Raw genomic sequence first — 18,632 nt, 5'->3', positions numbered from 1 at the left:
TTAACACTTGAAATACTCTTTCAAAAACATATAAAACGTTGGCCAACTCTCCTTTAATTCTCCATTTCAAAGTAATTCATCTCCACCTTCAAAATTTACTGAGTAAACTTTATCGGTTACACTATCAAGGACCAATACAGCATTTGCTGTCATTTCCGTTAATACTAAATACTTATTAGGAAATCCATGTTCCTTTCGAGCAATAATTGTGTAATATTCTATATTATTCTCTTCATCTATAATGTCAAGTAATTCATAAGGAACATGCACTTCCCAAAATGGTCCTGCAAATCGATAATAAAACTCTCTAAATGTATTAGACACTTCTACACCTAACCTATTTATTACTTCATTCACCTGACCTTTATCTTCCCGTTTATATATATCTTCTTCCAAGACTTCTTCTAAACGATTTGGCAAAGCATGCATTTGTATCCCTCCTTTACAAGGTTTATCCATGTGTTTATGAAATGAATTTGCAGCTCCCTGCAAACTACCTGTACGGCATAGAACCAATAAATGTAACCTCTAAACCATCAAACATATCCTCTCTTTTCACTTCATTATATTTAAAATCATAAAGAACAATAGCAAAGTTAATATCGTTCGCTAAACTATCTCCATTTACTAGCTTTTTTATTTTAGGAATAATTCGTTCACTATAAGAAAAATCATTTATGTTCAATTTCCCTTTTATTATTCTCATAAAAACAAATTTCAATATTATCTTCATCATAATAACCGAATTCAAAGCTCGTCCCAAACTTTGAATGAACTGAATCACCATCTATCGTGTAATCTATATCGACATACTCCTCAAGATTTTGGAGTGATTTAGAAATTCCAAACCAAACTGAAGCCATTCCACTATATTCCACTTTCCCACCCCATCTAGCCGGTCTATAATTCATATAAACATTCTTTACTTTACTATTTTTATAGCCTCAAACAAGAAATTAACTCATTTAAACTATTCGAAACCTCTATAAACAACCCACGTTCAAAATCCTCGAATTCGATCTTTCCGCTTACATTATTTAAAACAAATAGTGAACCATTTCTTTCTACCACTATAGGAACCTTATCTTGTCCCTTAATAACTCGTGATTAAGTCTTCACCCTCATATCTAGGGTCTTTCTCAACTTTACCATCTTTTGTTTTGATGACTTTTAGTCTACCTAACCACTCTGCTCCGTTATATGTCTCTTCACTTACCCATACATTATGCTTTTTACCGTCTACCTCAACTACTAATGTTGGATGTGTAAACATGAATTCCTTCTCTACATGCCTACCTACAATTTCTGCATGTAATGATGTACCTTCTTCAACTAGTTTACTATTCTGATACCCTTCGATAATAGGTAATCCAATAAATACAAATAATATCAACCCAAATACGGTCACTTTCTTCTTTGTACTCCATTTATTCTTTTCTTTCACTTCTAATTATTCATATAAGCTCTCAATTTCCATACACCAAAAAGAACCCTTTTCCATACACTTATCATCAATTTTTTTCAATTCTTCCCTCAACCAACTTATTGTACACTCTGGTATATTATTATCGATAAAGGCATCCTCACCATTTATCTCTACTGCCTTATCAATCATTTTTGAATACACTAATAAACATGCTGCAAATTGTTGTATAGAAGAATTCATAAACACTTCTTTATACGCATCACTATTATTTAGAAATACTATTTTTTCTTGTTTTTCAATTATACAAATTGGATCTCCAGAACTTGTTGTTCCTAAATACCAATATTTTCGAAACTCTTCTGGCATATGAAATACATTTATAATAGACCTTACGAAAGACTGAGATGAAGTAAATTCTAAATATGGTGGCGGTGTTTCTGGCAAGCCTCCTATAGACAAAAATCGTTTCACTTCAGCTGAAAAGTTTTTGTTTATTAATTCTTTTTCAGGAAATGTAATGAGTGGGCCATCTTTATTAACATCCCATTTCTCTCGAAAATCCTCTGGTAGTATCATTTTTTTCACCTTCTTGATGTGTTTATGTCTTTTAAGATTTAATTGGGCTACTAGATGTATTTTTATTTTTCCCACACTAAAAATACCATCTAGTATTATCTACACTTATTCACTAAAACTCCCTAGTTCCTCTGTCCAAAAACATCCTTCTGTTAAAGCAGCTGCATCAATTTTTCGAAGTGCACTAGAAATCCACTCCACCAAACCTTTAGGTATATTTTTTTCAATATAAGCCTTTCTTCCATTAGCAGCCTTTACTTCTTTTATAAATTCCACATAGACAAGTAAAGATTCTGCAAACTTCTCTATCGTACTATTTATAAGAACGACTTTATTTTCATTGTCATAATCTATATATACGAGTTGTGATTTAGCTTCATCAATACAGATTGGATTTCCACTACCAGTAAATCCAAAGTATATAAACTTATCATACATCGTACCTAATTCATTTTGTATCTCGCTCAACCTTATCCCGCCACCGTTATCCGCAGTTTCAAATGTAAGAAATGGAGGAGCAGACTCGGGAAAACCTGCTTTAATTAAGAAGTCTTTCGTTTCTTTCGAGAAGGAAAACGAGTGAATGATTTTTTCATTATAATGAATTAAACCGTATATTTCTTCATTCCAATTCACTAAAAAATCTTGTGGTGAGATCATTTTATCCTCCTGTATATCATACACTCTGTATTCGATTTTACTCGTATATTGCTTTCTTATACGACTACATGTCCATAAAAATACTTTTTACCAATCTTCCATTCTTTCTTTGTTAAAACATCGATATATGACATCAACTCTCTATTTTTTTCATTTTTTATTATCGTATCGTATTGAATAGGACATTTGATTCCACTCCTAAAACGGAAGGTATAGTAACAACATTATAAGTAGTTCTATCTCTTAAAGAACTCATAACTTCCGAAACTAACTCCTTTGCCAAATCTCCAGGAAAAGATAGTCTATTACGATAATAGTATTCTTGCGTATCGTTATTTTCGATAAAACTAGAATAAGCTTCATTAAATTCTTCTAACGATACTTCATAATACTCGTCCTCAATTCCAAGCATCCATGAAAGTTCATTTCTTATAGCTTTTTCAACAAAGGTATCTTCCCACTCTTCTAGTAACGCTAAAAGATGTGGTACTACATGATATGAAAGAGTTTCACTAGCACTTACTACAAAATTATGAACTCCATCCTCTGAAGCACTTGAAAGGAATTTCAAATTATTCGTTTCTAATAAATCATCATGAGTAGCTACTGAACAAAATAGTCTAGTGCATAAATGCAAAACAAGCTCATTTCGAGTACTATTCATAAGTTCAATTAGTAACCCCTTTACGGAGAAATCACCTAACTTTAACAATTCGTTAATTAAAATAAAGGATTCTGTCTCTGTTGCACTATCCCTTAAGTTAGACTTAAGAGTTTCAATTGTATGATTAGAAACTTTTCCATACCAAATATCTTTTTTTAAATGCTCTAAGTCCATCATTCTCTCTCCTTTTATTGCTGCTTACATTTATACGAACCATTTCATATGAATAATATTATTAATCATGTAACTTATTTAAAAACTCCGTAAAATTATTAGCAATATGGTATACATTTTCTCTTGCTCTTTCCTCTGCTTCCTCAGCCGTAATCCCTTCACTTTCCATCAATGTTTCCTTTTCCCATGCCCCCTCATGTTCCCAAAAGACGACAATTGGATCTTCTTTATGATTTTTATAATCAAAGCAGATTAAATTTCCTGCTGGATCAAATGCGAATGGCACCAATTCATTTGGCAGAGTAGAAATATACTAGTTATATACTTTAACGATATATTCACTACTATCTACATCATAAGTAAGCAAAATTCCAAATACCTTTGTTATCGTATCTATTTCAAATTTATAAGGTAATACAGCTGAACCATTATTATTTTTAGCACATTCTACATAGTCACTTGGAAATATATACCCTATCTCTTTTCCCACATTGTTTATATATTCTGCTGAAACTGTCTCATCCGGTACTGGCCATGTTAAGTCATTTCTCATTTAACTTCACCTCCTAACAAATCACATCACGTTTATCCGAAATAACTAATTGCATCATCTAAGCTTTTATGTAAATTCCAGTCTAATTACGACCTCGTTTCTTTTAATTTTTCAGATAATCCTTCCCAGAAACATTTGGAGAAAAGGATACACCCCTCCGATCCTCCTCAAAACTTGGTATAGCCATTGCTTGTGCTGATTCTAAATATTTCATTGTAGATAGCCAACTATCAAATAACGTATCCATATCAGATACTAAGGGATTATTTAAAACATCTATGCAAGTTCCATCGTATATGTAAACCTTAAATTTCATTAATTATTAAAGAGGTTTGGAGTTCTCACTTAATAAGAGAAGAGATAGACGAGAAGAAAACGCCTAATAATCAAAAACTATAACAATTTATCGCGCTACTTTTGGGCAGTAAGTGCCTGAGTGGTTTAAATAATCCATCAGTAAGGATGAAGAAAAATCCTCACTGATGGAAGTTTCACTTTATCCTGCAATCTCAGCCGAAGAGAGCCCCTCATGAATATTTCCGCTTACAATGATAGAATGTCCCCAAAATATATCTCCATCCGAAAAGAATATTTCAAAATCACCTTCTGAATAAACGCTTAAGCTGCTTAATGTGATGGAATTAATGAACATTTCTTTTGTAATTTCGTCGATTTCTGCTTCATCATCATCTTGTAGCCATTCATTTGCTAACTCTACCAGTTCTTTTGCAGCGTACATTTTCATTTTCCATTCATCTTGCTCTTTGAAAAGTGCATGTGCTGTTTCCAGTGCAGACTTCATCATATGTTTGTCTTCACTCCAATCAAAATATAAATGACATTCTTCACCAGCCCAAGATATTCTCTTTTCAAAAGTTTTCACTCTTTTATCGAGTTCGAACACACCCAACATCTCATCATGATAAAAAAGCGGTTTCATTGCATCTTGTAAGATGATTTCCAACTCATCATCTTTATATGGTGTTTCCAAAACCTTAACAAGCATCAATGAATTTTCTGACTTGCGCACCTGTAATGTTACAACTGTATTTGCTGTCAAAATGTCTTTTGATTTTCTCCATTCTGCATCATCAACCAACCATGCGAGTCGTATATCTTCTTTTGTAATCGTTTCATTGGTATGTAAGTCTTTCCACGCAATCAAATCAATTGACGCAGTCCACAAAATGTTGTCACCGCCTTTTGATGCGCCGATTCCTAATGCCCCTGTGACAGCTGCTATTTCAATCACATTTTCTGAGAATCTATTTTCAAATCTACTTATTTCACTTGATTTACTCAATTTCGAATACATTCCTTTCATCACCCACAGGCATAAATACTTTGTGAGTTTTCCTGTTTTATTATAATTGGTCATGGTAAAGCCTATATAGAATTATAGCTATAATTCTATATAGACTTTTTTTCACCTGGAATTTTAAATTTATTTACATCATATTCTTTAATTATATATACTTTTATAGCTTCAAAATCTTTACCAAATGCAAGAGATGGATTTTTTAAAAAATATATTATTTCTTCCTCTTCATAAATTCGGGCTTTAATTATTTCTTTGTCCGAGTGAAACGATAAATTGACTCCTTTGTAAAAATATTCGTAGTATCCCTCTTCATCCTGCTCACTCTTATCTTCAAAAGGAACAGATTCAATATGATATATATTCCCATTTATATTTATTGATTTCATATAGCATCACTCTCTTTTTAAGAATATTCATAAGAAATTAAATAGTCTCTGTCAATCATACCAAAAATAAGGGATTTACTTTTAGAATTTATAAAAAATATATAGGATTAAATTTAAATCTTTATATTTTTTTTCATATTACTTCATTATCACTGTACAATTGTGTAATGTGTCACAGAAGTAGACATATTGCAATGAGTCGCAGTGAAGTGGGATATCCCTTGAGAATATAAAATAAGAAGATTAATCTAGAAACACTATCTAGTCTAATCTTCTTTTATTGAATTTTTAATTAATGCATTTTTACCCTTAAAATAATATAATCAACGGGTGGATTATTATTTACATCCTCAAAACTGGTTCTAATTTTAAAGTCAAATTCATTTGTTATATTTTTCAATGAATAAAGGTTTGTTCCATCTACACTTGTACGGAGCAATATATCCGAAAACGTAAAACGCATGAAGAATATGTTGAGGAACTATTAGAAAACGCGGGTATGATATGCCGCAGAGGTTTTAGAAGTTCATGGCGATAATATCGAAGTTATAGGAACATACAAAGGCGCTAGAAATACCACAGAACACAAATGTAACTCATGTAAAAATATACGGGAGGCAGCACCAACAAATATTTTAAAAGGAAAGGGAGAGAAACATTATGTCAAAGTTATTACGTGAATTATCTAAACCGGATAGTGAGGCCCTGCGTTCCGAAGCACTAGAACAGTTAAAAGTTACTTCAGGTAAAATTGTTGCTTGTGATCCTCTTATTTTTAATAAAAATCACTTCGAACAAACAATTCAGCCAGGTACATATTCAATTGTTGCTTGGTGGCATAAGGAAGATGGAGTCATTGCTGGTGCTGAATTGAAATTGTCGGAGTCAAAAGCGGTAGGATGGAAGATGGCAACAAAACCAGAACAAAATGTAAGTGAACTGGAAGACGGATATATTTTTGGTTACCCGGTTGATACAGGCTTAGGGTGCTTTGCAGATGTTGAAGCAATTGATAAGTTAGAAGAAATAGAAGATAGGTTACAACAAGAACTAGGAGAAGAATTTACTAGTTTGTATGATGATCTTATAGATGACATACTAACAGAACATGATGAAGATTGGGGAAATTGCGTGGTTTGTGAGGAAACAGGAAGTAATATCATTATATTCCGTTCAGGTTATGGAGATGGATTTTATCCTTCCTATTGGGGAATCGATGAAGCAGGAAAAATCGTTTCACTTGTTACTGATTTTCAAGTGCTACATGAGGAAAATTGAGGACAATATCAATAATGATATAAGAATCAATATTTTTTCTTTTACAGCGTCAAATATTCCTCGTCTAATATTTGTATATAACTCGTAGAATAATCTCCTTATATACTACTGGTTCTAATAAATAGGGTTATATTCTTAAGTGAATATAACCCGTCATTAATTCTCGTTGTTTATTAACAGTTTTTTATTTAAATAATTTATTAACTCTACTGATGTAGAGTTAATAATGCACTGTTTTATCACGATACAGGTGAACTTCAGATACTCTACGCTCCGAAATTACTTTTTCTATGATTTCCTGGCGATTATATTCTACCTGCATCGTTTCACAGTTTCCCCAATGAGTAGGAGCGGATTTTTCGTTTGACTCAAATACATCTAGAAGACGATTTAATATCTCTTCTTCGTTAAATGCTACAGTCGGATACATTGCGATTGTAAAATAATTCGGTTTCATTTTAATCCCCCCTTTTTATTAGAAACGAGGTTATGTAACTATTTTCATTTATCACTGCCAGATAAGTTTGAATCCTTTCCACTATTAATCATGTAACTTATTTAAAAACTCCGTAAAATTATTAGCAATATAGCTTTCATACATCCTCCCTCAAAAAAATCCCCACGCTTATGTGAAAATAATCTTTCAACACAAATATGAGGACTTCCTTATTTCATTACTATACTTTACACATTTTATTCGCTAGAATCTTCTTCTTTCAATTTATATACTCTATCTCTTTTCTCATCACTTTTGACAAAAATAAGCTTTTCTTCTTTAACAAAACCTTCTAATAGTAAGCATACTTGCCCATATGCTTTAGGCTTATCCGTTGTGAATCTTTCATCTGATATTTTACCAGCTCGTATTAATTGCTCGCATAACTCAAGTGCACTTATTTCTTCAGAATTAATTAACTCTAAAATAGCCTTTTGTAAGGGCGATAAAGGTACGGGAATCTCAGCTACCTCCAACTTTTCTCGTTTGTTTTCTTCTTCAAATAAATCTTCGAATGAAATTTGATTCATACTTCTTTTCCTTTCTAACTATTGATTTTTATAACATGAACTGAATCCTATAGCGTATGTATTATTATGTATTACTTACCTTTTTTCATAAATCTCAAACTCATGTACATCGTTTCATATAGTATATTTTGATTATACCAAATATACGTTCTGTTTTCTATTGTAGAATTTGTTATAATAGGAATGAAAGTAATTATGAACCTTTTTCTCGTTGTTAATTGTATACTCTCTGTAAAAAAATAGAAATATAATTTATAAATTTGTATAATAAAATAGTACGAGTGAAATTTTATTATAGAAAGGTTCTGGTAATATGTTAGGTATTCATGTTGAAAAAACAAAAGATGAATTAATTATTTCATGGCAATTCTCTAAAATTCATATTCCATTATGTGAAATCACTGAGGTAACGGAAGATAATACATATGCTGGTGTTGAAGAAAAAAGCGCAATCCGAATTGGAACAGCATATGGTACAACTGATCGTATTTTAATTAAGACAGCAAAGCAAAATTATTTATTATTCACTACTAATAGAGTATCCATTTTAAATAAAATAAAAGCTTAATTGTTTTTCTTCCTATATTTAAACGTTAAACATCTACTAGATGTATATGTAACAACCTCACCAGCGTTATTGTCTTCTAATTGGCGATCAAGATGTTCTCCCAAGGCTTTTCTCCCTTTTATTTCTTCTTCTCTTCCACGCTCTTGGCTCTTCCTTAAATTTTCAGTCCTAGCGTCCCAATCTTTACGCTCTAAAGGTTGTTTTGTTTCTTCACAATGACAATCATATCTAATATCATCTGCTGCCTTATAATCTCCTCGCGCTTTGGCTTCATCTATTTTCATTCGATAGTATTTTTCTCGTTCTGAAGTTAGTTTAATTTTGTTTGGGTTTGTATTACTACCTTCACCTGTCTCCTTAACCCCACCACTCTCCAAATTCGAGACCCTACTCTGAATACTCGCCTTTGAGGCATCATGGGCTTCTTGGAATTTTCCGCTATAGTTCGTTCCAGATCTAACGACACTTCCATCTGGCATTATTTCTACACCTTTAACGAATGGGGTTACGGAGTCCACACCTTTTGCTAATGTATTTTCAATTATATAATACTAATAATTTATGTTAGCCTGAATTCATAAAAAATAATTTCTAAAAATTTATAGCATGTCTATCTAATAAAAAAGCACTCGTTGCCTTTCGGAGACAATCAAGTGCTTTAAGTTCATGTATTTTTAAATAGCATAAATCTGTAAGTTTTTTAGTAACAGTACGACACCTTTTATATGTCATGACAACTACTACATTAAAACTTACGAGTTTCTATCAGTTCGTTAGTTTAATATGCATTCCATGTGTTTTGAAGTATGCACTTTTTAATAGCCTACTTTTTTTCCACTGCAAATACACTTTATTTTCTATTCATCTACATATATGATTGTTATCTTTAACCAAGTACCACATTTTTTAGCATTCTCATGTATAAAGTATAGTTTTAGCATTTATAAAGTTACTGTAACCCATTTCGTATATTTGCTTAATATCTTAAATTATTAATTACAACATACAAAAGCTGGTAATTAAGGATTCTTCAATCCATTAATAAAATCCTTAAAGCTATCAGCTATTTTATACGTATTTTCTTCTTCACTAGACTGTGGAAAATAAAAAGAGTGATCCCAATAATATACACCATGGTTTTCAGTATCTGTAATAAGTACAATTAACCCTGAATTCGGATCATCTCCTATGATTAAACTGGTCGGTAACATATCTTCTTCAAACTCTTCATAGCATTCACTTAAATCAAAAGTTTTTGTTACACCTATACCATACAAAACATCTAAAGGGATTTCCTGATTTAATTCTTTAACAAAAAATTTACTATACCTAACTTTCGAAGTCCCTCCGTTATATTCACTTAAAAATTTTTTATAATCTTCCGGAAGTAAAAATCCTAAAAACTCTTCTAATTCTTCAATTGATTCTTCAGTTGCTTTACCAAAAGCATTTAAATTCATTTATTTCACTCCTATTTAATCTTTTAACTTCTTAGCTAATGACATTCCACCCATATGTCGAAATCTTCTGTGTATCTCTTTACTAACTTCTTGCATTGTTGTTAAATCTTGATGATGGTGCCATGTGTTTTCATCTAATTTTGGTCCATTTGGAGCTAATTCATCAGCTTTAGCAAAATCAATGTCATATCTATTAAATTCACCTATCGGAACTTCTTGTCTTACCAACCCAGCAGATTTAAAGTTGGGAAAACCTCCAGGATAAGAAACTCGATTTGGAGGAATCTCCCAATCAATATAAGTACATATTCCTTCCTCACTAATTTCGATTTTCCCACCTTTTTTCTGCCATTTTTCAGGATTTCTAGAATATAAGGGTTTAGTAGATAATTGTTCCTCTGTAAATTTCACTATTTCTGGATTTTTACCCGTACCCTTAGCAAGTTGATAAGCGTCATAGCTGCCGTACTTGCCTTTGAAAACTTTCCAGCTACTTCTCCAACAGTTGAAGATTCTATATAAGGAAGCTTCATTCCTATTCCAGTATCCACCGTCCTAACTGCTACTGGAATAGGAGTATTTTTCATAGCATCTAGTGTATTCTTTAAAGTGTTATTTTCCTTAAGCGATTGTACCACATTATTTCTACGCTAAAACGCAAAAAAGCACTCGTTGCCTTTAATTGACAATCAAGTGCTTTAAGTTCATATGTTTTTAAGTAGCATAAATTTGTAAGTTTTGTAGTAACAGTATGACACCTTTTATATGTGGTAACAACTACTACGTTAAAACTTACGAGTTTGTACAAGTTCGTTAGTTTAATATATATTCCATGTGTTTATATTCAGCACCCAGTAAAATGTCATCTCGCCAAAGCTCGTACTTCTTTTTCTTTTCTATCATTGTACATAGTACTCCATGATGGTACAACCATCATGGAGTTTACTCTTCAAAATAGCCATTTCTTTTTCTACCCACTTCTCATATATGCTTATGCATGTTTACGTTAAACCACTATAAACTTTTATCATATATGGTATTGCACTCAATTTTTTGTATCTTCAAGATTTTTAAGATGCTTTTCTAAGTATTTTTTCCCTGAATTACTTTTAGGCATAAGACCAAGATGTTCATATTCCCAAATAATCATTCTCTCGTGGGAATTTTCATCTGAAAGGTCATCATAATTAAAGTCAATATTAAACTTTCCTGTATTATCAAAAATCATAGTGAAATTTGTCCAAGCTTCTTGATCATTATCAATAAACTCTTTCTTCCTTCTCTTAATACAATCTAACAAACGATGCCACTTCTTAAAATATTCTTCTTCTGGGACATTAAAGAGTTCAAAAATACTATGACTGTAAATAGGAGTACTATTCTCTTCAGGGTAGTAATAAAAATATAATTCTTGAGCACCTTCCCCAACCTCACCATACAGGTAAACCTTAAACCACTTCTCTGGAATTGTATCAATTACAACCTCTGCTATTTCATTGTATAACTTGCTTAATTTTTCATCATTCATCTAATTTTCCTCCTGGTACATTATCAAAATTCTTTAATCTCCATCTATCTTCATCACCAATTTTATATCTAATAACAAAACTGTCTGGACGTTTTGAATTCCCGCTATAATTCGGCGTTATTTTCACCCTAACTTTATCACCATCATTAAGAGCATTAGCCCATTCATTCTCTAGTTTTTTCCATTCTCCTCTGTTTAAGTTACTATTCATTGGAACTAAATTATCCATATTACCAGAGCCTTTAAATATAGTTGCAATTAAATGTCCGCCGTCATCATCATCCAAACGGTCATTCCCACCTACCACTCTCTGAGCGTAGTTATTCCGCTTACCATCACCTAATTGAACTACCCTCGCAACTTGCAACACGCCCTTGACTATCTGTTGTATATGTATATCCTTCTTTACTTGTATACTCAACATTTGGCTTTAATATCTTTTTACGTTTTTCCCTAGCATATTGTTCTCCATAGTTTACTTTTACAGGTCCTTCACCCGTACCCTTAACCCCACCACTCTCCAAATTCGAGATCCTACTCTGAATACTCGCCTTTGAGGCATCATGGGCTTCTTGGAATTTTCCGCTATAGTTCGTTCCAGATCTAACGACACTTCCATCTGGCATTATTTCTACACCTTTAGCGAATGGGGTTACGGAGTCCACACCTTTTGCTAGTTTAATTTCAATTATATAATACTTGTAATTTTTGTTAGCCTGAATTCATAAAAAATAATTTCTAAAAATTTACAGCATGTTTATCTATTAAAAAAGCACTCGTTGCCTCAAGTAGACAATAAAGTGCTTTAACTTCATATGTTCTATAAGTAACATTAATCCGTCACTATTCTTCTTTCAATAGTCCAACTAAAGCTAGTTAATTTGGATATTTTACATATTTACTCGCTAATAATACATTCCTTAATTTAACAAAAAAATATTTTAAGATTTATTTTGCTCTTCATATTCTTTCATCTCTTCGAATTTTCTTCGCTCATTTTCATTACTAGGTTTCTTCCCTAAATATTTATATTCAAAATAATCCACTCGGTCATTCGGTCCAAAAGTAGATTGATACCATTTAGTATACCCATAATGAATTTTTACTTTCCCCTCAGATGTCACAATCATATCAAAAGAATACCAAGGTTCCTGATTATTTTTTATAAATATTTCCTGTAACTCTACACTTAAATGAAATAATTCATCATATGTCTTATCATATTCTTTTTCACTCACATTAAATACATCTGGTATATCATGGGAATATATATATTCATCCGATCTATCTGGGGTATTGAAAAAGAATAATACCCCACCCTCTTGGTTATAAATCTCTGCATTAAAATAAAAGATATCCCATTCTACGGGAATTGTATCATTTATTTTTTGCGCTATATTTTGATAGATTTTATTTAATTCTAATTCGAACACTTTTACATCAACCTCCTGTTTTATTAAGTATTTCACGTATTACCTTACGTTGGCCTTCAATTTGGTATTTTATTTTAAATGAGTTTGGTCTTAGCGATGAACCTAAGTATACTGGTTCAATTTTTACTGATACTTTTTTAGGAGGCTTCCCACCTAATGCATTAGCCCATTCTTTCTCCATATTATAACATTCTCCACCCGAACGATTAATTTGTTTATTTTGAGCGATTAAATTATCAATATCACCGGATCCATGGAATTGCGTCCCTATCAAGTGCCCACCATCATCATCAGGCAATCTATCTTCTCTTCCTGCAGCCACTTGCATTCCTGTGTTTCGTTTTCCTTTTTGAAGTATTAATCCTTCCGCCTCAACATCTACTATTCTACCAAGCTCATCTGTTGTATATTTATAACCATCCTCAGTGATATAACGTACGTTTGGCGCAAGTTCTTTCCTTCCATTTTTTCCTTTAACAATGTGCTTCCCAAGATCTTTCTCTTTTATTTCAGTTATCTTAGGAGTCTCACCCGTACCCTATGTTGTAATCTTAAACCCTCACAATAAAAAAGCAAACCATGTAAAACCTTATTAAACTACTTCTTTTTCTTCCACTACCGGCAATTCATAAGCTGTTTTATATTTCATCATGCCATATACAATGTTTACAAGCCTTCTCATAATACATACCAATGCTTGTCCTTTTGTTTTTCCTTCTTTAAGCTTCTTTTGATAGTACGCATGAAACACTGGATTTCGTGGCATCTTACTCCCTTTTGCTACTTGCACTTGCTGTACTGCTAAATTATAAAATAAAGCGTGTAGCGCCCTGTTTCCTTGTTTGCTTTTGTGTGGTGTGTCTTACCTTTCCCACCAGAACCAAAGTAAACAGGTGCAATCCCCGCAAATCGTGCTAATTTATTGGCATTTGAAAATCGCCTTACATCCCCAATTTCTGCAATTAATGCCGATGCCGTCACAAGTTCTATTCCCGGCATCGTCTCTAATTGATAATCTAGTAGTTTTACTAGCTGGTTTAATTCTCTTTCGATGTATTTCATTTCCTTCTTTTTAAACTCAATGTCCCTTACAATACTTCTTACTAAAAAATCTCGCGTTTCCTGATACTCTTTCATTGTTTGTCCATCTTCTTTTACAAGTTTTAATATTTCGCTTGCTTTCTTTACTGAACATGTATTGTTGCTAACATCTAATAAAAAAGCTGTTAATTGCTTTATATTAGCCCCCTCTAAACAAGAGGGTGACGGATATTGCTGCCAAAATGCTAATGCTGTTTTTCCATCTAACTCTGAGAAAAACTTTTTATAGCTTGGATAATGATGGTTTAATTGAATATGTAGTTGGTTCTTTAATGCACTTTGTGCTTTTACTAATGCATTCCTTCTTGAAACTAGTTGTTGTATCGACCAAAATAAATCGTTTGGCTTTGCATCTGGTAATTGATTTAACTTATTTATTAGTATACGGGCTACGCATTCCGCATCCCAACTATCATTTTTTTGTATCATCACTTGGCTCTTTCGTTCTAAAAATGATAAAGCTGGATTTACTTCTTTCACTACTTGTTCATGATCTACTAAATATTTCGCTAATGCTCTTCCATAACCGCCAACATCCTCTAAACCAAATACAACTGATAAACCATCACTCACATATGTCTCTACTTCTAATAAAAACTTCGAAAATGCAGATGGTTTATTCTCAAATTGTATTTCTCCTAATTTCTCTTGCCAACAATTAATAATAACAGCCGTATGATACTCCTTATGTAAATCTACTCCTACATACAAATAGTTCTGTCTATTATGCATAACTCATCCCTCTATTCAATGATTTAGTCATATACAAAAATGTCGGCAACCTTAGTTCGAGCGTTCATCTTTCGATGCGCATAGGTACGCAAGCCTATCCATTTTTCATCTCTTTAGTAGTATGTATAGTAAAATGAGCTAATTTTTTAAGTGAGTTTATAAAATAATTGCTGCATGTTGTCCTTTTGTTTGTATTTTCCCGTATTTATACATGCCACGATAAAAATTCTCTCTATCTAACATGCGTTTCACTTGTACTTTCGTAAATTGTTTACCTTTCGCTGTGCAGTAGCCTTCTACATTCAATTGTTCTGCCAATTGGGTAAGTGACCAATGTTTAAAAATGTGTCTTAACTCAAATAGTCTACGTACAACTACTGCTTTCCCAGCATCTACTTCTAACACCTTTTGTCCTTTTTTGGCCTTGTAGCCAAAAAGTACGCCACCACCTGCATATCCACCTCGTTCAGCCTTCTTCTTTCTACCTCTACTTAACTTCAATGCAATTTCAAGTCTTTGATATTGGTCTAATAGTTCTAACATGCCATTCACCAAAAAGTCATTTGGATCATGTGTGTAAATACTATAGCTTGATTGTTCAATTGCCTTCACATCTACTTCATGTTTCTTTAGTTCTCGTTGTATCAATACTTTCGCCATATCAGAGCGCCACAATCGTGATGTATTCAACACAACAACATAGCTTACTTGTTTATACGCCATATCGGACAATAGCTCTTGTAGTCCATCACGTTCAACTGTTAATCCCTCTTCATCAACAGTCGCTCCGCTTAATCCTCTATCTTCATACACACGAAGTAGTTCTAAATTATTTTCGTTACAGTAACGTTCAATCTCTTCTATTTGATACGCTAAACTATACCCATCACGTACTTGTCCTTCCGTTGAAACTCGTATGTAACCAACTACTTTCTTTCCCATCATAAATCCCCTCCCGTTACAGTAATTTGAGTCCCTGTAACGTTTATCCGTTTTTTTGCGGATAACGTGTTCGTAACGTAAATCCGTTAAAACGTACTTTACGATGACTTCAAAACATAATACAACCCTTTATTTTTACAATAGTTTTTTCTCTAGTAGTGTCGTACACTGTACAAAGCCACTACAGTTTATAAAATTTAACACTTAATACATTTATAAAATTATACGTTTACCAACTTATTTCTACTCTAAAATGCAAAAAAGCACTTGTTGCCATAATTGACAATCAAGCGCTTTAAGTTCATCTGTTTTTAAGTAGCTTTAATTTATAAGTTTTATAATAATAGTATGACACCTTATATATATCGTGACAAATATTAATTTAAAACTAACGAGCTTGTACGAGTTCGTTAATTTTATGTCTCTTCCATGCGTTTATATTCATCTTTCGGTAAAATGTCATCTCACCTAAGCTCGCACCTCGTTTTCTGTTCTATCATTGTACGTAATACTCCATGATGGTACAACCATCATGGGTCTCTACTTTTAAACCACTTATTGTTTTTCTTTCCACTACAAATATACTTTATTTTTTATCTGGTGAATATACAATTATTCTCCCTTGTGGATATTCACCTTCCCATCCACAAGGCCATCCCCCAAGCTTATAAACCTCAAAGATTCTTTCATAAAAATTATCAACTTTTCCATTTACTAAACGATTTAGTGCACACATATGTAAATCTCCAATTATTTCTTCAAAAATATCAATATATTGTAATACAAAATCACCTGGATAGTTCTCAGATGATTGAATAATCTCCCTTATAGGACGCTCCATAGAGTTTAAATCATGCTCATATAATTGTCCTATTATTTCCCCACCTTCTGAGGATTTAATATCTTCCCAAACGTTTTCAACCTCATCCAAATCTTGAGACCATGCCAATTCTTGTGCTCTTTCATACTCATTAACCATAACAACATCACGATTTAGAAGGTTTTCATTATGAAAAAGTTGTAAATTTGTAATAAAATTAATAACCTCTTCGACTAATTGAGTGTTTTTTCCGTACTTCATTTATTTATCCACCTTTCCCAAAGTTCTTCAGTAGCACCGCCACCTCTTTGCCAAATCTTTATTTCTTCATTTAATTTTGTTTTGTAAAACTTCTCAATACCAATTTCTAATACCTTTGATTTGTATAATGGCAAGCCACTTTCTGTACCTTTTTTTAATTTTTGTTGCAATTCAAATACTTGTTGTTCCAACTCCTTAATACTTTGATTGATATTTAATTTATCTAACTGATCTTTAACCACATTATTATATACACTATGAAATCCTCTATGCCTAGACAAAGCACTTGGATCTTTTGCTGGTATCGGTAAAAATATCCCGTTATCAGCATGATCCATATCCATTCCAATTTTCTTTAATACCGGATGATTTCTTAAATTTTTAGGTATTATATGTTGCGCCTGATATCCTTTCCGTGATGCAGAACGTGGAAGCCCCATGGATTCCAATAAATTTTGCCCTAATTTTGTAGAACTACCTCCTGTAACCTTTCCAGGGGTACCTGGAATAAGTCTAGTAGCTTCACCCGTACCCTTAACCCCTCCACTACCCTTAGCAAGTTGATAAGCATCATCCTTAGCTGCCGTACTTGCCTTTGAAAACTTTCCGGCTACTTCTCCAACAGTTGAAGATTCTATATAAGGAAACTTCATTCCTATTCCAGTATCCACCGTCCTAACTGCTACTGGAATAGGAGTATTTTTCATAGCATCTAGTGCATTTTTTAAAGTCTTATTTTCCTTAAGCGATTGTACCACATTTTTACCCAAATTTGGATTAAAACCAGGCATTCCTTCTTTGAATTTTAATAATTTGGCTAAATCAGCTAATTCACTCATCCCTTTGAATGCTTTTACTCCTTTTCCTACTGCTCCAACAACTGGGATTGCGTCTAATCCACCAAAAATGATGTTTCCTACCCGCTCTTCTTGGCTCAATTTCCGGTGTGTTCCCCAGTCTTCTCCGTCGATACCGCTTTTTATTTGTACACCTCCGTATACTACTGCGGCAGCGGCCCCGAGTGGTGGGCAAAGGATTGTTGTGATGATGATTCCTACGCCTATTCCTATGTCTCGCACCATTTCTAGTTTTTTCTGTTCATCTTCTATCGATTTGTATTCAAATCCTCGTGTGGATGGGACTACTTTCTTGTATTCTTCATAATTTAGTTTTGCATCTGGATTTCGTTTTTTTAGTTCTTTGTATTCCTCTCTCAGTACATTATCAAATGCAGGTGAATCTTTAAAAATATCTTCTACTGTTATTTTATCTTTCTTCTTCTGTATTGTTTGTGGTACACTTCCGTAGCCCGCATGCGCACCTGGTAATACTGTCGTTGTTGTGGAGCCAATTCGGTTATTTGTTTCAAAACTGAGAATAGATGTATCTCTCACTTTTTGAGCGAATTTATCCATTTCTACTAAAAAAGGTTTATCTATATGTTCAGAGACTAATCGCCCTGCTTCTCCGCAATATTTTTGTAATGTCGTATAACTATCAAGTAATTCCCCGATTTTTTGCGATTGATCTTTAGGATTAAAATGTATACTACCATCCGAGTCTAAATCTCGTATTCTTCCATCAATTCTTTTTAATGATTCATTTGCTTCCCGTAATTTCATGAGTGCATCTTTTGTAATTCGATTCATACCATCTCCCATGTTTTGCCATGGTTCAGGTCTATATTTCACATCCATCTCGTTTTCATCCCCCCAGCCGTATG

The 18,632-nt window shown here is 33.0% G+C and carries 15 protein-coding genes and 11 pseudogenes; 2 read left to right on the top strand and 24 right to left on the bottom strand.

The window, feature by feature from the left end:
* From MR160_RS10130 to MR160_RS10080, 10 genes and pseudogenes are all read right to left on the bottom strand, one after another.
* Positions 1-429, bottom strand: a pseudogene (locus tag MR160_RS10130) (SMI1/KNR4 family protein).
* Between the two features lie 64 nt (positions 430-493).
* Positions 494-911 (bottom strand): annotated as a pseudogene (locus MR160_RS35095) (immunity 22 family protein).
* A gap of 25 nt (positions 912-936) precedes the next feature.
* Positions 937-1,086 (bottom strand): annotated as a pseudogene (locus MR160_RS10115) (SecY-interacting protein Syd); the annotation flags it as partial.
* Between the two features lie 7 nt (positions 1,087-1,093).
* Positions 1,094-1,447, bottom strand: a pseudogene (locus MR160_RS10110) (hypothetical protein); the annotation flags it as partial.
* 3 nt (positions 1,448-1,450) lie between these two features.
* Complete coding sequence (locus tag MR160_RS10105; RefSeq protein WP_000602768.1) at positions 1,451-2,002, bottom strand: SUKH-4 family immunity protein; 552 nt, start codon at positions 2,000-2,002, stop codon at positions 1,451-1,453.
* 105 nt (positions 2,003-2,107) lie between these two features.
* Positions 2,108-2,662, bottom strand: a complete 555-nt coding sequence (locus MR160_RS10100; protein WP_000625292.1) for an SUKH-4 family immunity protein — start codon at positions 2,660-2,662, stop codon at positions 2,108-2,110.
* Positions 2,663-2,718: 56 nt separating this feature from the next.
* Positions 2,719-3,500: pseudogene (gene imm47, locus MR160_RS10095) on the bottom strand (Imm47 family immunity protein).
* Positions 3,501-3,561: 61 nt separating this feature from the next.
* Positions 3,562-4,053: pseudogene (locus tag MR160_RS10090) on the bottom strand (SMI1/KNR4 family protein).
* A gap of 496 nt (positions 4,054-4,549) precedes the next feature.
* Positions 4,550-5,377 (bottom strand): DUF2262 domain-containing protein, encoded by an 828-nt coding sequence (locus tag MR160_RS10085; RefSeq protein ID WP_141525962.1) that lies wholly within the window; start codon positions 5,375-5,377, stop codon positions 4,550-4,552.
* A gap of 86 nt (positions 5,378-5,463) precedes the next feature.
* Positions 5,464-5,760 (bottom strand): hypothetical protein, encoded by a 297-nt coding sequence (locus MR160_RS10080; RefSeq protein ID WP_000836202.1) that lies wholly within the window; start codon positions 5,758-5,760, stop codon positions 5,464-5,466.
* A 660-nt stretch (positions 5,761-6,420) separates the two neighbouring features.
* Between MR160_RS10080 and MR160_RS10075 the strand changes: the two genes are divergently transcribed.
* A complete protein-coding gene (locus MR160_RS10075; RefSeq protein ID WP_000040618.1) occupies positions 6,421-7,038 on the top strand; it encodes a DUF4241 domain-containing protein in 618 nt (205 codons plus the stop codon).
* Between the two features lie 223 nt (positions 7,039-7,261).
* Here MR160_RS10075 and MR160_RS10070 read toward each other — a convergent pair.
* Together MR160_RS10070 and MR160_RS10065 are read right to left on the bottom strand one after the other, a co-directional pair.
* A pseudogene (locus tag MR160_RS10070) lies at positions 7,262-7,495 on the bottom strand (hypothetical protein); the annotation flags it as partial.
* Between the two features lie 236 nt (positions 7,496-7,731).
* Complete coding sequence (locus MR160_RS10065; RefSeq protein ID WP_001071926.1) at positions 7,732-8,064, bottom strand: DUF3895 domain-containing protein; 333 nt, start codon at positions 8,062-8,064, stop codon at positions 7,732-7,734.
* Between the two features lie 313 nt (positions 8,065-8,377).
* Here MR160_RS10065 and MR160_RS10060 point away from each other — a divergent pair, with 313 nt between their 5' ends.
* A complete protein-coding gene (locus MR160_RS10060) occupies positions 8,378-8,632 on the top strand; it encodes a SunI/YnzG family protein (RefSeq protein WP_000900618.1) in 255 nt (84 codons plus the stop codon).
* Positions 8,633-8,667: 35 nt separating this feature from the next.
* On the opposite strand, the pseudogene MR160_RS10055 reads toward MR160_RS10060, so the two are convergent.
* The 12 genes and pseudogenes from MR160_RS10055 to MR160_RS10000 all read right to left on the bottom strand — a co-directional run.
* Positions 8,668-9,150: pseudogene (locus tag MR160_RS10055) on the bottom strand (ADP-ribosyltransferase); the annotation flags it as partial.
* A gap of 501 nt (positions 9,151-9,651) precedes the next feature.
* A complete protein-coding gene (locus MR160_RS10050) occupies positions 9,652-10,092 on the bottom strand; it encodes an SMI1/KNR4 family protein (protein ID WP_001052205.1) in 441 nt (146 codons plus the stop codon).
* Positions 10,093-10,107: 15 nt separating this feature from the next.
* The gene (locus MR160_RS35085; protein WP_242297314.1) at positions 10,108-10,503 is read right to left on the bottom strand and encodes an HNH endonuclease; all 396 of its coding nucleotides are present in this window, start codon (positions 10,501-10,503) and stop codon (positions 10,108-10,110) included.
* 12 nt (positions 10,504-10,515) lie between these two features.
* Positions 10,516-10,733: pseudogene (locus MR160_RS10040) on the bottom strand (DNA/RNA non-specific endonuclease); the annotation flags it as partial.
* Positions 10,734-11,137: 404 nt separating this feature from the next.
* Positions 11,138-11,620, bottom strand: coding sequence for an antitoxin YezG family protein (locus MR160_RS10035; protein ID WP_242297296.1), 483 nt, complete (start codon positions 11,618-11,620; stop codon positions 11,138-11,140).
* Positions 11,613-12,285 (bottom strand): annotated as a pseudogene (locus tag MR160_RS10030) (DNA/RNA non-specific endonuclease). Before MR160_RS10030 ends, MR160_RS10035 begins: the two are co-directional and overlap by 8 nt.
* 276 nt (positions 12,286-12,561) lie before the next feature.
* Complete coding sequence (locus MR160_RS10025) at positions 12,562-13,053, bottom strand: immunity protein YezG family protein (RefSeq protein ID WP_000462360.1); 492 nt, start codon at positions 13,051-13,053, stop codon at positions 12,562-12,564.
* Positions 13,054-13,060: 7 nt separating this feature from the next.
* Entirely contained in the window at positions 13,061-13,570 is a 510-nt protein-coding gene (locus tag MR160_RS10020) for a DNA/RNA non-specific endonuclease (protein WP_242297312.1), read from the bottom strand.
* A gap of 75 nt (positions 13,571-13,645) precedes the next feature.
* A pseudogene (locus MR160_RS10015) lies at positions 13,646-14,886 on the bottom strand (IS110 family RNA-guided transposase).
* Positions 14,887-15,042: 156 nt separating this feature from the next.
* Complete coding sequence (locus MR160_RS10010) at positions 15,043-15,828, bottom strand: recombinase family protein (protein ID WP_000516939.1); 786 nt, start codon at positions 15,826-15,828, stop codon at positions 15,043-15,045.
* A gap of 586 nt (positions 15,829-16,414) precedes the next feature.
* The gene (locus MR160_RS10005) at positions 16,415-16,909 is read right to left on the bottom strand and encodes a hypothetical protein (RefSeq protein ID WP_000873545.1); all 495 of its coding nucleotides are present in this window, start codon (positions 16,907-16,909) and stop codon (positions 16,415-16,417) included.
* Entirely contained in the window at positions 16,906-18,606 is a 1,701-nt protein-coding gene (locus MR160_RS10000; RefSeq protein WP_242297293.1) for an AHH domain-containing protein, read from the bottom strand. Before MR160_RS10000 ends, MR160_RS10005 begins: the two co-directional genes overlap by 4 nt.
* Between the last annotated feature and the right edge of the window lie 26 nt (positions 18,607-18,632).

The sequence above is a fragment of the Bacillus cereus group sp. BfR-BA-01382 genome (assembly GCF_022663475.1).
Classification (GTDB): Bacteria; Bacillota; Bacilli; order Bacillales; family Bacillaceae_G; genus Bacillus_A; species Bacillus_A thuringiensis_S.
This window is presented reverse-complemented; position numbering and strand designations above follow the sequence as displayed.

Coding starts and splice junctions, on each gene's coding strand:
- MR160_RS10060 (WP_000900618.1), top strand. CDS start 8,378: ATGTTAGGTATTCATGTTGAAAAAACAAAAGATGAATTAATTATTTCA.
- MR160_RS10085 (WP_141525962.1), bottom strand. CDS start 5,377: ATGAAAGGAATGTATTCGAAATTGAGTAAATCAAGTGAAATAAGTAGA.
- MR160_RS10080 (WP_000836202.1), bottom strand. CDS start 5,760: ATGAAATCAATAAATATAAATGGGAATATATATCATATTGAATCTGTT.
- MR160_RS10100 (WP_000625292.1), bottom strand. CDS start 2,662: ATGATCTCACCACAAGATTTTTTAGTGAATTGGAATGAAGAAATATAC.
- MR160_RS10050 (WP_001052205.1), bottom strand. CDS start 10,092: ATGAATTTAAATGCTTTTGGTAAAGCAACTGAAGAATCAATTGAAGAA.
- MR160_RS10035 (WP_242297296.1), bottom strand. CDS start 11,620: ATGAATGATGAAAAATTAAGCAAGTTATACAATGAAATAGCAGAGGTT.
- MR160_RS10000 (WP_242297293.1), bottom strand. CDS start 18,606: ATGGATGTGAAATATAGACCTGAACCATGGCAAAACATGGGAGATGGT.
- MR160_RS10065 (WP_001071926.1), bottom strand. CDS start 8,064: ATGAATCAAATTTCATTCGAAGATTTATTTGAAGAAGAAAACAAACGA.
- MR160_RS10105 (WP_000602768.1), bottom strand. CDS start 2,002: ATGATACTACCAGAGGATTTTCGAGAGAAATGGGATGTTAATAAAGAT.
- MR160_RS10005 (WP_000873545.1), bottom strand. CDS start 16,909: ATGAAGTACGGAAAAAACACTCAATTAGTCGAAGAGGTTATTAATTTT.
- MR160_RS10075 (WP_000040618.1), top strand. CDS start 6,421: ATGTCAAAGTTATTACGTGAATTATCTAAACCGGATAGTGAGGCCCTG.
- MR160_RS10010 (WP_000516939.1), bottom strand. CDS start 15,828: ATGGGAAAGAAAGTAGTTGGTTACATACGAGTTTCAACGGAAGGACAA.